Raw genomic sequence first — 13,319 nt, 5'->3', positions numbered from 1 at the left:
GAGCGGACCCCGCCGCTCTATCCTTTATTCTTCACTCTCTGTTTTAATTGAGATTGAACCCGTTTTTGTACTTGCATCAATACGAATTTGATCCTCAAAGTTAGGGTTTGAAACGAGTGTCAACGTTTTCTGGATAAAGTCACGCTTCTCCTCATGAACATCAACATTTGGGAGCTTCCAATGATAGCTTCCCACATTCGTCTTTAACTTCGCTTTGGTACTCACTTGATCAGGAACAATAACCTTCACTGAACCAGTACCCGCGTTTAACGACGCATACCCTGACTTCACATCTTTAAAATGACAATGGATCGTTCCATTTAATGCTTCTGCATCAATGTCTTTATAACTTCCATCCAACTCTACGCTACCATTAGCTGTCCTCAAATCGATACGGTCAATTGTACCACCTTTAACGTGTACGGTACCGTTTAACGCTTCAGCTTCTAGAAGCTCCGTTTTTACTGAATCAACATCTAAACTTCCGTTAACAGATTTAATGGACAAATACGTTGTATCTGCATCAGCAACCGTCACCTTACCGTTAAATGTATATAACTTTACCTTTTCGAGCTTCTTCTTAGGCAAATAAACAGTCGTGTTCAATTTAATGCGCTTCGACTTCGTGTAAAAATGAAGTTCGTTGTCAATGGATTCGAAGACCGTATTTTCTAAGAAGCTGTTTCGAGCTTCTTCTACGTTACTTGCTTTGTACACTTTTGCCGTGCATTCAAGTTTCACATCTGGCTCATCCCACGTCTTTAATTCGACTGCACCATTTTCGAGGGATAAGTTAAACAGATCTTCACTCATGCCTGTATGCTGAAAGATATGGTTAACTTCGACCGCATTGCCAAAGTTAAAATCAAGATCAAGTTCTTTAATCTTCGTAACTGCTGACTCAACAAAATCCGAAAACCAACGTGCCCCTTCACTCCAACGATTGTTGTCGTCTTGATTTACATTTTGGTCCGATTGCTCATCAAAACGGCGATTCCCTTCTTCCCAGTTCACTTCTGTACTAAGTTGAGATTTGTCTCTCGTTGTTGAGTTGCTTACGGTCGGTTCAGTGTTCGATGAATGATTACTTATGGCACGCATAAGCTTTTCTCCATCCTCAGCACTAATTTTACCTTCGTCAATCATCTTGAGAATCATCTTACGCTCTTCCATGATGGTACCCTCGCTTTCCTTAACATTTAGCTATCTCACAATCTATTTACGAACAGCCACGGTATAAGGTTTCAAGCGTTTAGGAGCTAACAGATTCCTTTAGTTCATCCATGCGTTTCTTTTCGCGCTCTAAGATCGGTTTTAGGTAATCTCCCGTGTAAGAACCTTTCGTTTCAGCTACGACTTCTGGTGTGCCTGTTACGAGTATTTCTCCACCACCATCGCCACCTTCTGGGCCTAAGTCAACAATATGATCGACTGTTTTGATGACATCAAGATTGTGTTCAATAACTAGAACTGTATCTCCATTATCTACTAAGCGTTGAAGCACTTGTAGCAAACGTTTAATGTCATCAACATGAAGGCCTGTCGTCGGTTCATCAAGAATATACAAAGAGCGTCCGCTCGTACGTCGGTGCAGTTGAGATGCAAGCTTCACTCGTTGCGCTTCTCCACCTGATAACGTCGTTCCTGACTGCCCTAGTTTTATATACCCTAATCCGACATCTTGTAACGTCTTTATCTTCCTGTAAATGCGTGGAATGTTCTCAAAGAACACAATCGCTTCGTCAACCGTCATCGCTAGAATGTCAGCGATGTTTTTGTTTTTATATTTGATGTCTAGCGTCTCACGATTGTACCGTTTTCCATCGCATTCCTCACATGGCACATACACATCTGGGAGAAAATGCATTTCGATCTTTAGAATCCCGTCACCGCGACATGTTTCACAACGTCCACCTTTTACGTTAAAGCTAAACCTTCCTTTTTGGTAGCCTCTTACTTTCGCTTCGTTTGTCATCGCATACACTTCACGAATGTAATCAAACACACCTGTGTATGTTGCAGGGTTTGATCTTGGCGTTCGACCAATTGGGGATTGGTCGATGTTCACAACATAATCAAGTTGATCAATGCCTTCAATTTCTTTGTGCTTTGCTGGTTTCTCCCTTGCACGATGGAGCTTTTGGGACAGTGCTTTACGAAGAATATCGTTAATCAACGTACTTTTTCCTGAACCCGAGACGCCTGTGACTGCATTAAAAACACCAAGTGGTATGTCAACGGTTACGTTTTTCAAGTTGTTTGCCGTAGCACCTTTAATCGTCAACTTTCGATCGGTTAACGCTCGTCGTTCTTTAGGAAGAGGAATGAATCGCTTCCCTGATAAATATTGACCCGTCAATGATTCAGGATCCTCCATAATTTCATCAGGCGTTCCTTCACTCGTAATATAGCCGCCAGCTAAGCCTGCACCAGGACCGATATCAACGATATGGTCTGCTGCAAACATCGTATCTTCATCGTGCTCAACGACGATTAATGTATTACCGAGGTCTCGCATCCGTTCAAGCGTTTTAATTAAACGTGTGTTATCCCGTTGATGAAGGCCGATACTCGGCTCATCTAAAATGTACAGCACTCCCATCAGCGCAGAACCAATTTGAGTTGCTAAGCGAATTCGCTGAGCCTCCCCACCTGATAATGTTCCTGCTGTTCGACTCATCGTCAAGTAACCGAGCCCTACATTTGCTAAAAACCCTAAACGTTCATCGATTTCATTAATGATTAACCTTGCAATCTGCTTTTCTTTATCGGTAAGGTCGAGTGTTGTTACATAGTTCTTCGCTTCAAGGATCGGTAAGTCTGTTACTTGCCCAATATGCTTTCCTGCAACGAGAACTGATAAGCTTTCTTTCTTTAAACGATGTCCTTTACACGTGCCACACGCCTTACTAATCATGTATTGTTCCATTTGTTCCCGAACATAATCCGACGACGTTTCATGATAACGTCTTGAGATGTTGCGTAAAACACCTTCAAAGTAAATAGTACGCTCTCGAACCGTTCCAAATTCATTTTCGTGACGAAAAACAATTAAATCTTTTCCGCTACCGTAAAATAAAATTTCAACATGTTCTTTCGGAAGCTCGTTAAACGGCACATCCATGTCAATACCATAATGGGAACAAACCGCTTCTAACAGTTGCGGATAATAATTAGAACTTGTTGGCTTCCAAGGTAAGATTGCATGTTCACGCAAGCTAAGAGAGGCGTCTGGAATGACTAACTCTTCGTCTGTCTCTAATTTAGAGCCTAATCCATCACACGTCGGGCACGCTCCGAACGGATTGTTAAAAGAAAACAAACGCGGCTCTAGCTCTCCAATTGAGAAACCACATTGTGGACATGAATGATGTTGATTGAAGCGAATTTCATCGCCATCAATTAGATCAATTAGAATTTGACCTCCAGCAAGGTCTAAGCCCGTTTCAAGTGACCCTGATAATCTTGCTTCAATCCCATCCTTAATAACAATTCGATCTACAACGACCTCAATAGAGTGCTTCTTATTCTTATCTAACTCAATCTCCTCTGAGAGGTCTAGAATCGTTCCATCGACTCGGACACGAACGTACCCTTGTTTCTTTAAATCATCAAACACTTTCTTATGGGTACCTTTTCGTCCAGAGACAATTGGAGCTAGAATTTGCATTTTCGTGCGTTCAGGATATTCTAGCAGTTGATCAATCATCTGTTGTACACTTTGGGAAGTAATCGGTATATTGTGGTTCGGACAATACGGCATACCGATTCTTGCAAATAAAAGACGCAAGTAATCATAAATCTCCGTAACCGTTCCGACGGTAGATCGGGGATTTTGACTGGTCGTCTTCTGATCAATTGAAATTGCCGGGGATAACCCTTCTATACTATCAACATCTGGTTTATCCATTTGACCTAAAAACTGCCGAGCATACGCCGATAACGACTCAACATATCGTCGTTGCCCTTCTGCGTAAATCGTATCAAAAGCAAGTGACGATTTCCCAGAACCAGAAAGTCCCGTAAAAACGACCAACTTGTCTCTAGGAATCGTAATGTCAACGTTCTTTAAATTATGTGACCGTGCACCTTTCACGCGAATGTTATCTAATCCCATATCGACGTCTTCCTTTCATAACTCCTGCAATAATTGTGGTATCGTTCTACGACCCTTTTAATTCGATTAGCACGTCACGTAATTCTGCTGCTCGTTCAAAGTCCAACAGACGCGCAGCATCTTTCATATCACTTTCGATCTTCTCAATGGTGGCGATTCGTTCTTCTTTCGTCATCTTCTTAGGTGACTTGATCGTTTTCTCTTCAGCTGGATCGTCGGTTGACACTGTCGCTTGTACGGTATCTGGGATCGCTTTGTTAATCGTCTGCGGTGTAATGCCATGCTTCTCGTTGTATTCTATTTGAATCGTACGACGTCGCTCAGTTTCATCCATCGCTACCCGCATCGATCCTGTAATCTTATCTGCGTACATAATGACTCGCCCGTTTGCGTTACGTGCCGCACGACCCATCGTTTGAATCAATGAACGCTCCGCTCGTAGAAACCCTTCTTTATCCGCATCTAGGATTGCGACGAGAGATACTTCTGGAATGTCCAATCCTTCACGTAACAAGTTAATTCCAACAAGACAATCAAATTCCCCGAGTCGAAGTTGCCGGATAATCTCTAGTCGTTCTAACGTTTTAATGTCAGAATGCAAATACTTCACTTTAATACCGACTTCCGTTAAGTATGCACTTAAGTCTTCAGACATTTTCTTCGTTAACGTTGTAATAAGAACCCGCTCAGAGCGTTCTGATCTTTTGTTAATCTCACCAATTAAATCATCAATTTGTCCTTGGATTGGTCTTACCTCTACTTCAGGATCTAACAACCCCGTCGGTCGAATGATCTGCTCTACTACTTCTGGAGCCTTCTCTCCTTCATAAGGACCAGGCGTTGCAGAAACGTATACTGCTTGTGCTACTCGCTTCTCGAACTCTTCGAATTTAAGCGGACGGTTATCCATTGCTGATGGCAAACGGAAACCGTGGTCTACAAGAACTTTCTTGCGTGCTTGGTCACCGTTATACATCCCTCGAACTTGAGGTAATGTCACGTGTGATTCATCAATAATTAATAAGAAATCTTTAGGAAAGAAGTCGATCAATGTGTATGGTGAATCACCGGCCTCACGGAATGTTAAGTGCCTTGAATAATTCTCAATTCCTGAACAAAAACCCATCTCATGCATCATTTCAATATCATAACGCGTACGTTGTTCTAAACGTTGCGCTTCTAACAATTTATTGTTCGCATTTAATTCTTCTAGTTGTTCTTCCAACTCTTTCTCAATGTTGACAATTGCACGCTTCATCTTCTCTTCACGAGTAACAAAGTGAGATGCTGGGAAAATGGCAACGTGATTTCGTTCGCCAATCACCTCACCCGTAAGTGCATCAACTTCAGTAATGCGATCAATTTCATCGCCAAAAAATTCAACGCGAATGCATTGTTCATCTCGCGAGGCAGGAAAGATCTCAACAACATCTCCACGTACACGAAACGTTCCGCGTATGAAGTTAATATCATTTCTCGTATATTGAATATCAACGAGATCATTTAATAGTTCGTCTCGACCTTTCTCCATATCTGTTCTAAGTGAGACAACAAGATCGCGGTATTCTTCTGGGGAACCTAAGCCGTAGATGCAAGATACACTAGCAATAATAATGACATCTTCACGCTCAAAAAGCGCACTCGTTGCAGAGTGTCTTAGTTTATCAATCTCATCGTTGATACTAGCATCCTTCTCAATGAATGTATCTGACTGTGGAACATAAGCCTCTGGCTGATAGTAATCATAATAACTTACGAAATATTCGACAGCATTGTTTGGAAAGAATGATTTAAATTCACTGTATAGCTGTCCTGCCAGCGTCTTATTATGAGCAATAATTAACGTTGGCTTGTTAACTTCTTTAATGACATTCGACATCGTAAACGTCTTACCCGTACCTGTCGCACCGAGCAACACTTGATGTTTCTTCCCTTCGTTCACTTGCTTCACAATTTCTTTAATCGCTTGTGGTTGGTCCCCTTGTGGCTCATAAGCTGATACTAGTTCAAATTGATTCAACGTTGCTCTCCTCCTACCGTGCGTACATCTTTTGTTACTAAAATTATATCACAATTCCATAAAAGCGAACATACTTTCGGTTTTTATTTCTGTACACAAAAAGACATTCCCGTTTTTCGGCATTCTATATCACTAGAATACCTCTTTTAGGAATGTCTAATCACTTTTGCTACGCATTTGTTTCATTTGATGTTGCTTCGTTCCCCTTCGTCTGCCACTCTACAGCCATCTCTGGGCGTAAAAAGACGATGCCTAATTCATGGTGTTCATTGTCGTATAATGCCGCTTGTTCAATCCGTTTTTCTCCACGCTCATCTACGACTTCAACTTTCCCGTAAGCCGGGTTAATTTGTAGTTTCTGATAGAAGCTCCACTCACTATTCACAGGCTCTTGGTGAACTTTCGTTACGATTTCACCCGGTATTAACCCCATCTTCTCAGCCGGCGAACCTGGGCGAACAGCTAAGATAACGACACCATCAGCTCGCGGCGTAAAATAAGGAGTTGCTTTGCGGTCTTGTAATCGTTTCGAAAGTTGGACAGTAATTCTCAGTATTAACAAACCGACCAAAACATACAAAAGTGCAGTTGGGTAATAAAAAACCGCAAACGAAGACGCACCAGCAAGAGCTGCAATCCAAAGGAGTTGAGTGCTTGTCCGCGCAAGCTGATGTCCGATCCTTTCGGAATAGCTCACCGCATGAGCACCTAACAAAAATGGTACGAGTGTTACCGAAAGCCCATCAGCCACAGGCAAGAATGGCCACCAGTTTACGTTTGACACAAGCTCACCAGGAACAAAAACAAAAAGTGGGATTAAATACAGCCGATCAAAGCGTTGACCGCCAATCCACTTTCCTCTTGAACTCTTTATTCTCAGCGGTGAATAACGTCTACTACTGCGTCTTTCACGTAATAATACTGCTTCAATAATTGTTAGTACAAAAACGAGCAACAGAACCCATGCTGGCTCTGTCGTAGCTCCGGTTGGAAGCCAAGCCGCTTCATAAGTAATGTAGCCAAGCAACCATTGATCAATCAATAAAGCCATTAATAAGCTATAGATTGGAGAGAGAAAGCGTGTACCTCCAACTACGAGAAAAATTAAGTAAACGACAGCGGTAATCATTAAGTATTCTGTTGATAATACAATTCCAAGTAGTACAACAACGACGGATGCAATAATGCCTGCAAGCACGCCAGGCACTAACGGGTGTAGCCACTCTTCTGTCCACGGTCGAATTGACGTATGAAACATCTTGCGCTCGCGCTTCATTCGCCTAAATCCAACCCACGCCATTGCAACGATCGCTACATATGTAAGTGGATGTACAAAAAACATACCTATCCCTGTCAGTACATCGACCAGCCATGTCTGCATAGTGTGACCCCTTTATTGTCGTAATCAATTAATTCTAGTATAACGGAAACGGTTCGAAATAGCTTATAAAATAAATACATCCGTCGTTACACGGATGTATTTACCTAAATGTATAGACACCTATTGCTGTTCAAGGATAACTTCTAATGCTCGGTTTAATTGACGATCATTCTCAGGGTCACGGATCTTCTCTACAATGCTTGTGTGAAGTGCCTGTGCCGTCGAATCATCGACTTCACCCGTTACATCAAGATCATCATGCATTTGTTGAAACGCCGTAACCGCATTTTCTGTTTGTTCATCAAAGTATCCGTCTGTTCGTCCTGGCTCAAATCCAAGACCTTGGAGAATCTCTTGAGCACTCTTTACTTGATCATTATTATCGTTAAGAACGAGCGATTCATCAATGGATAGTGCAGTTGAATAGAAGTAATCCGGTTGACTAATTTCAATCGTTGGAACTACCCCATCTTCATGAATGTTGTTCCCCGCTGATGTTAACCAACGGAACATCGATAAATTCATCTCACTTCCGTCCCCAAAGTCATAGGATTGTTGGACCGTTCCTTTACCAAATGTCGTTTCACCTACAAGCTCATAACCACCAGCTTCATGTAAAGCAGCAGCTAAAATCTCTGAAGCTGAAGCACTACCACCGTTAATTAAACCGACAATTGGATAGTCTTTTTGATCTTCAAGTGTAGAAACCGTTTGTGAAATATCACCTGTTGGTTCTTCAATCTGAACAATTGTTTCGCCCTTTGGCAGTAGTAAACTGCCGATATCTTGAACACTGTTTAGGTATCCACCAGGATTTTGACGAACATCAATGACTAATCCGTCAATCCCTTCATTCTCAAGGTAATGCAAGCCTTCTTCAAACTCTTGTGCCGTATCAACTGAGAACGATGTAATATCTATCACACCGATTGTTTGATCCTCATGTTCATACGTATTCGCATGTACTGTCTCAACAGGAATTGCGTCTCGCTCGATTTCAACTTGGAAAGGATCCGTTGCAGATGGACGTCCAATTGTCAGAACAACCGTTGTTCCTTTCTCACCACGAATTTGCATTAACGCCTCGTTTAATGACAATCCTTCCGTTGAATTGCCATCAACTTCTAAAATCCGATCATCAGGCATCAGCTGCTTCCTCTGCTGGTGAGCCTTGAATTGGTGAAACGATCGTAACCGAACCATTTACCATGTTCACCTCAGCGCCGATCCCTTCAAACTCATTGCCTAGAGATTGCGTAAACTCGACAGCTGTTTCACGGTCCATATAAACCGAATATGGATCATCTAATTCATGGAGCATTCCTCGAATAGCTCCTTCGTACAAATCTTCTTCGTTAACATCTTCAACATAGGATTCAGAGATGACTTGAAACGCATCATGAACCTTATTCCAGCCTTCACCTTCACTAGATGAAAGCTGATTCCCGGCAATCGGTGCTTCGTAATTGTTTCCATTACTTACACCCATACCGAGCAACAAGCCTCCTCCACCCGCTGCCAAAACTGTAACAGCAAGAACAACGATCCAAACACCTTTTCTATTCATTGTTGCTCCACCTCTATTTATATCCAGACCTAATGACTCTTCATGATTGTATGACAAGCACGTCGTACGTATGACGCTTATTCCTTCTTCTCATTTAAACACATTTCATCAGCAAGTACAAAAGGTAAATGGGCACGTTCTGTGACGTGTTTTTACGGGAATTTCTGCTCAATCATTGAAAGCGACAATCCTCTTTTCTGGCTTGGTAAGAAAGGATCTTAACCATCAGATTAAAGAATACAGCACCGTTCATGAGATCACAGAGCATACCTAAAGAAAACACAAGTCGCATAAGCAACTTGTGTTTTTGTATTATAGATAATTCATCGGATCAACAGAGTTCGACTTGCTACCATTCCAAGTTCCTTCATGAACCTCAAAATGGAGGTGTGCACCCTGAGAAGCGCCCGTATTACCCATGATTCCGATTTGTTGTGTTCGACTTACAGACTGACCTTGTGAAACATTAATTGAATCAAGGTGAGCATAGAGTGTCTCAACAGTACGTCCGCCAATCGTGTGTCGAACAATGACCGTGTTTCCGTACCCGTTCATCCAACCAGCGAATGAAACTGATCCCGATTCCGCTGCTACGATTGGTACATTTGAACGTCCACCCGCGCCGATATCAATACCGTGGTGGAAGCTGCCCCAACGGGGACCATACTGTGAAGAAATTCTACCTGTAGCAGGCGTTGCAAGTGTGCCTCCAGTATCACCTACGCTTGGAGGATTTGATGCATTTGAAGAGTTATTGTTGCTAGAGTTAGAACTTGATTCAGATGAAGATGAAGGAGACGTTGACGCTGATGCGACTGCTTCTTGCTCTGCTACCTCAGCCGCTTCAGCTGCTTCACGTTCTGCTTGTGCATTCGCTGCAGCAACACGTGCTTCTTCTTCAGCTTTCGTAATCTCCGCTTGCTTAGAAGCTACTTGATCATCAAGAAGTAACTTCTCGTTCGTAAATCCGTTGATTTCATCAAGAAGTTGGAGTTCGTCTTCTTTTAGATCAGACATAACACTTTCTTTAACAGCCATTGACCCTTCAAGATCTTTACGTAACTCTTCGAGTTCTTGTAAATGTGTTTCCAAGGCTGCTAGATTCTCCTCAACCTTTGCTTTCTTTTCTTCTAACAATTCGTGATCCGCTTGATGCTCTTCTAAGATTTCACGGTCTTGTTCTGCAATCGTTGATAACGTATGTACGCGTTCAATAAAATCTCCAAAACTTTCGGCGCCTAAAATAACTTCCAGATATTCAACTGAACTGCCGCCACTTTTATACATTGAAGCTGCACGATCTTTAATTAGTTCATCTCGCTCAGCAATTCGAGTTTCGATTTCTTTAATTTCTTCTTTTAATGCTTCAATTTCTGCTTCAATTTCTTCAATTTCTGCTTCACGACTAGCAATCTCGCTCGTTGTTTCTCCGATTTCTTGATCAAGTTCAGCAATTTCTGCATTGATTGCTTCTAAATCATCTTCAACCCCGCCAAGCTCTTGCTTTCTTTCGTTCGAACGTTCTTCAATTCGCTCGCGTTCACGTTCAAGATCTTGTAGCTCCTGCTCTAGACTACTAGAGGCGGAAGCTGAATCGTGAATCGTCATCCAGCTTCCTAGGGCGATCAAGAACGCTGCGGCAAACATGATTATTTTCTTCCCCTGCATGCTGCATGCTCCTCCTCTAAACCTTACTCGTTTATCTATACCTTCAAAAACTTGCGAACCGACATTTGACTACCAAAGATTCCAACGAGAATACTGACTAGTAGTAGCAAACCTGAGATTTGCCAGATCATTGGATTCGGCTCTACAAATGTGAAAAATGGAACTTGGTCATACATAAAGCTGTAAAGATAGCTGTAACCTACTGTTAAGCCGGCAATTGGAATGATGGCTCCAATCAGTCCGATCAAAGCTCCCTCAATGAAGAAAGGGAAGCGAACAAAACTATTCGTTGCACCGACAAGTTTCATGATTTGAATTTCATCTTTTCGGGACAAAATTGTAAGTTTAATTGTATTTGAAATGAGGAATACAGAAGTAAAGATGAGGCCAATAACTAGTGCGCCCCCTAGTATTCGTACATAATTCGTTACTGTGAACAATTGTCCGAGAATTGACTCCCCATATTCAACCGATTCGATGGCTGATTGTGCGTTTACTTCTTCTGCAACTGCAGCGGTCATTTGTGGATCTGTAGCCTGAATGATTAACGCATCATTTAATGGATTCTCTTCTCGTAAGTTCTCGAATACTTCACCATCTGAACCCATGCTTTCCATAAACACGTCGAGACCTTCATCGCGGTCTCGATAGACAACGTTCTCTACTGAATCATGACTTTCAACTTCTTCGAGAACAGACTCTTGCTCTGATGCATCGACATCATGTTCAAAAAACGCTCGAATTTCGACATCGTTCTCAATCGTATCAATGAGATGATTTGTGTTGACAATTAAGAATGCAAACGCCCCAACAACGAAAAGCATAATTGCTACTGCGCTCATGGATGCAAAGCTCATCCATCCATTTCGACGTATGTTCTTAAACCCTTCACGACCGTGACGTGTGAGTGTTTTACGCTTGATAGCCATAAGATCCTCCCACTTCATCACGTACTACTTTGCCGTTTTCGATTGCAATGACTCGTTTTTTCAACGTGTTGACGATATGACTGTTATGAGTTGCCATAACAATTGTGGTGCCTCTATTGTTAATTTCCTCTAACGTCCCCATAATACTCCAAGCGGTTTCTGGATCTAAGTTCCCTGTCGGTTCATCAGCGATCAAGATTGCAGGTTGATTGACAATTGCTCTTGCAATGGCAATACGTTGCTTCTCTCCACCTGATAACTCACTTGTGTTGAACCTCGCCTTTGATTTCAAACCTACAATCTCAAGAACGTCCATAACCTTCGTTTTAATTTGCTCTGGATCTTCTTCAATAACTTCAAGAGCAAATGCGATGTTTTCATAGACCGAGAGTTTTGTAAACAACTTAAAATCTTGAAACACAACACCGATCTTACGACGTAAGTAAGGAATCTGCTTGTCCGATAAATCGCCTAAGTTGTTCCCGTTAATCTGAATTAATCCTTCAGAAGGTTTTAATTCACGAATCATCAATTTGATAAATGTCGTTTTTCCGGCACCACTTGGTCCGACAACATACACAAATTCACCTTTGTCTATATGAATATTCATTCCGTTTAACGCTTGTACCCCGTTTGGATACGTCTTGCGCACTCGTTTCATCGTAATCATGATAACCCCACACCTAATACACTTTTCTTGATCACGTAATCGCACACCTTTTCAGGTTTTATGTAGAATCATGGCATTCTTTGTCATGATCTACGAAAATTATTATATCAGACCCATCCTTTTTTTGTGTTACAGTTTCATTTCATGTATTTAACAACCTACCCTAGAAATATAACAAAAAGAAAAAACGAGCAGCTATTTTGCTCGTTTTTCAATCGTAATCTGCAATGTAATTCGCTACAGCTTCGGCCTCTTCACCCTCTAATAAACCTGCTGGCATACTTCCTGGACCTTGAACGATCGCGTCTAGTACTTCCTCAGCACTGTATCCTACTAAAGGTGGGCCTGTCGCACCACTTTCATTATCTTCCATTTGCCCGTGGCAACTTAAACAATTTTGTTCATAAAGATGAGCCGCTTCAGCGCTGTCGTACGTACGACCTACTTCCGCTTCTTGATCTGTCGTTCCACCTTCTTCATCGCTAACCGGTTCGCGATCCTCCCCACAACCTGTTAAAAAAACGATTGCTGCAACTCCGATGATCAAACAACGTTTCATAGCGCATCCCTTTCTGCAAAAAAAGCTTTCGGATTAACCGAAAGCTTTTTTGAATGTACATTACCCTTCTTCTGCAACATACTTCGCTACAGCGTCAGCATCTTCACCAGTCACAATATCTGCTGGCATGCTACCAGGACCTTCTTGAATTGCTGCTAACACTTCGTCTTCGCTATAGCCTTCAAGCGCTGGACCTGACATCCCTTCGAAGTCACCACCGTGACAACTCATACAGTTTTGTTCATACAGTGCCATTCCTTCTTCAGCACTTACTGAACCACCATCATCAGCAGCTTCTTCCTCCATTGCACCATCATCATCCATCGCTGGATCTTCGGTGTCATCAGCGCCTCCACAACCACCAAGAATAAATGCCAGAGCACCCGTGATTAATAGTAGCTTCTTCAC

The 13,319-nt window shown here is 42.1% G+C and carries 11 protein-coding genes; all 11 read right to left on the bottom strand.

Annotated elements, in window-relative coordinates:
- Positions 1–24 precede the first annotated feature (24 nt).
- The gene (locus JCM19038_RS04600) at positions 25–1,173 is read right to left on the bottom strand and encodes a DUF4097 domain-containing protein (protein WP_042415020.1); all 1,149 of its coding nucleotides are present in this window, start codon (positions 1,171–1,173) and stop codon (positions 25–27) included.
- A 79-nt stretch (positions 1,174–1,252) separates the two neighbouring features.
- Positions 1,253–4,117 (bottom strand): excinuclease ABC subunit UvrA, encoded by a 2,865-nt coding sequence (gene uvrA / locus JCM19038_RS04595; RefSeq protein ID WP_042415017.1) that lies wholly within the window; start codon positions 4,115–4,117, stop codon positions 1,253–1,255.
- A 46-nt stretch (positions 4,118–4,163) separates the two neighbouring features.
- The gene (gene uvrB / locus JCM19038_RS04590) at positions 4,164–6,137 is read right to left on the bottom strand and encodes an excinuclease ABC subunit UvrB (protein WP_042415014.1); all 1,974 of its coding nucleotides are present in this window, start codon (positions 6,135–6,137) and stop codon (positions 4,164–4,166) included.
- Between the two features lie 169 nt (positions 6,138–6,306).
- A complete protein-coding gene (locus tag JCM19038_RS04585; protein ID WP_042415011.1) occupies positions 6,307–7,518 on the bottom strand; it encodes a PDZ domain-containing protein in 1,212 nt (403 codons plus the stop codon).
- 120 nt (positions 7,519–7,638) lie between these two features.
- Positions 7,639–8,664 carry a S41 family peptidase gene (locus JCM19038_RS04580; protein WP_307189952.1) on the bottom strand — a complete coding sequence of 342 codons (1,026 nt, stop codon included), beginning with the start codon at positions 8,662–8,664 and terminating at the stop codon, positions 7,639–7,641.
- The gene (locus JCM19038_RS24870; protein WP_307189951.1) at positions 8,657–9,085 is read right to left on the bottom strand and encodes a S41 family peptidase; all 429 of its coding nucleotides are present in this window, start codon (positions 9,083–9,085) and stop codon (positions 8,657–8,659) included. The genes JCM19038_RS04580 and JCM19038_RS24870 overlap by 8 nt, the downstream gene beginning before the upstream one ends.
- A gap of 312 nt (positions 9,086–9,397) precedes the next feature.
- Positions 9,398–10,753: a murein hydrolase activator EnvC gene (locus tag JCM19038_RS04575; RefSeq protein WP_042415007.1), complete on the bottom strand. Its 1,356-nt coding sequence runs from the start codon at positions 10,751–10,753 to the stop codon at positions 9,398–9,400.
- Positions 10,754–10,788: 35 nt separating this feature from the next.
- Positions 10,789–11,682, bottom strand: coding sequence for a permease-like cell division protein FtsX (gene ftsX / locus JCM19038_RS04570; protein WP_239575104.1), 894 nt, complete (start codon positions 11,680–11,682; stop codon positions 10,789–10,791).
- Complete coding sequence (gene ftsE / locus JCM19038_RS04565) at positions 11,666–12,352, bottom strand: cell division ATP-binding protein FtsE (protein ID WP_042415005.1); 687 nt, start codon at positions 12,350–12,352, stop codon at positions 11,666–11,668. Before ftsE ends, ftsX begins: the two co-directional genes overlap by 17 nt.
- A 211-nt stretch (positions 12,353–12,563) precedes the next feature.
- Positions 12,564–12,911, bottom strand: coding sequence for a cytochrome c (locus JCM19038_RS04560; RefSeq protein ID WP_042415001.1), 348 nt, complete (start codon positions 12,909–12,911; stop codon positions 12,564–12,566).
- A 60-nt stretch (positions 12,912–12,971) separates the two neighbouring features.
- Positions 12,972–13,319 (bottom strand): cytochrome c, encoded by a 348-nt coding sequence (locus JCM19038_RS04555; RefSeq protein ID WP_042414997.1) that lies wholly within the window; start codon positions 13,317–13,319, stop codon positions 12,972–12,974.

The sequence above is a fragment of the Geomicrobium sp. JCM 19038 genome, from assembly GCF_000698125.1.
Lineage (GTDB): Bacteria > Bacillota > Bacilli > Bacillales > Marinococcaceae > Geomicrobium_A.
The sequence above is the reverse complement of the archived record's forward strand: the minus strand, read 5'-3'. Positions and strand labels throughout refer to the sequence as shown.

Bases quoted from the DNA above. Each gene is read 5' to 3' on its own strand.
- JCM19038_RS24870 (WP_307189951.1), bottom strand. From the start codon at position 9,085: ATGAATAGAAAAGGTGTTTGGATCGTTGTTCTTGCTGTTACAGTTTTG.
- uvrA (WP_042415017.1), bottom strand. From the start codon at position 4,117: ATGGGATTAGATAACATTCGCGTGAAAGGTGCACGGTCACATAATTTA.
- ftsX (WP_239575104.1), bottom strand. From the start codon at position 11,682: ATGGCTATCAAGCGTAAAACACTCACACGTCACGGTCGTGAAGGGTTT.
- JCM19038_RS04600 (WP_042415020.1), bottom strand. From the start codon at position 1,173: ATGGAAGAGCGTAAGATGATTCTCAAGATGATTGACGAAGGTAAAATT.
- ftsE (WP_042415005.1), bottom strand. From the start codon at position 12,352: ATGATTACGATGAAACGAGTGCGCAAGACGTATCCAAACGGGGTACAA.
- JCM19038_RS04575 (WP_042415007.1), bottom strand. From the start codon at position 10,753: ATGCAGGGGAAGAAAATAATCATGTTTGCCGCAGCGTTCTTGATCGCC.
- JCM19038_RS04580 (WP_307189952.1), bottom strand. From the start codon at position 8,664: ATGCCTGATGATCGGATTTTAGAAGTTGATGGCAATTCAACGGAAGGA.
- JCM19038_RS04585 (WP_042415011.1), bottom strand. From the start codon at position 7,518: ATGCAGACATGGCTGGTCGATGTACTGACAGGGATAGGTATGTTTTTT.
- JCM19038_RS04560 (WP_042415001.1), bottom strand. From the start codon at position 12,911: ATGAAACGTTGTTTGATCATCGGAGTTGCAGCAATCGTTTTTTTAACA.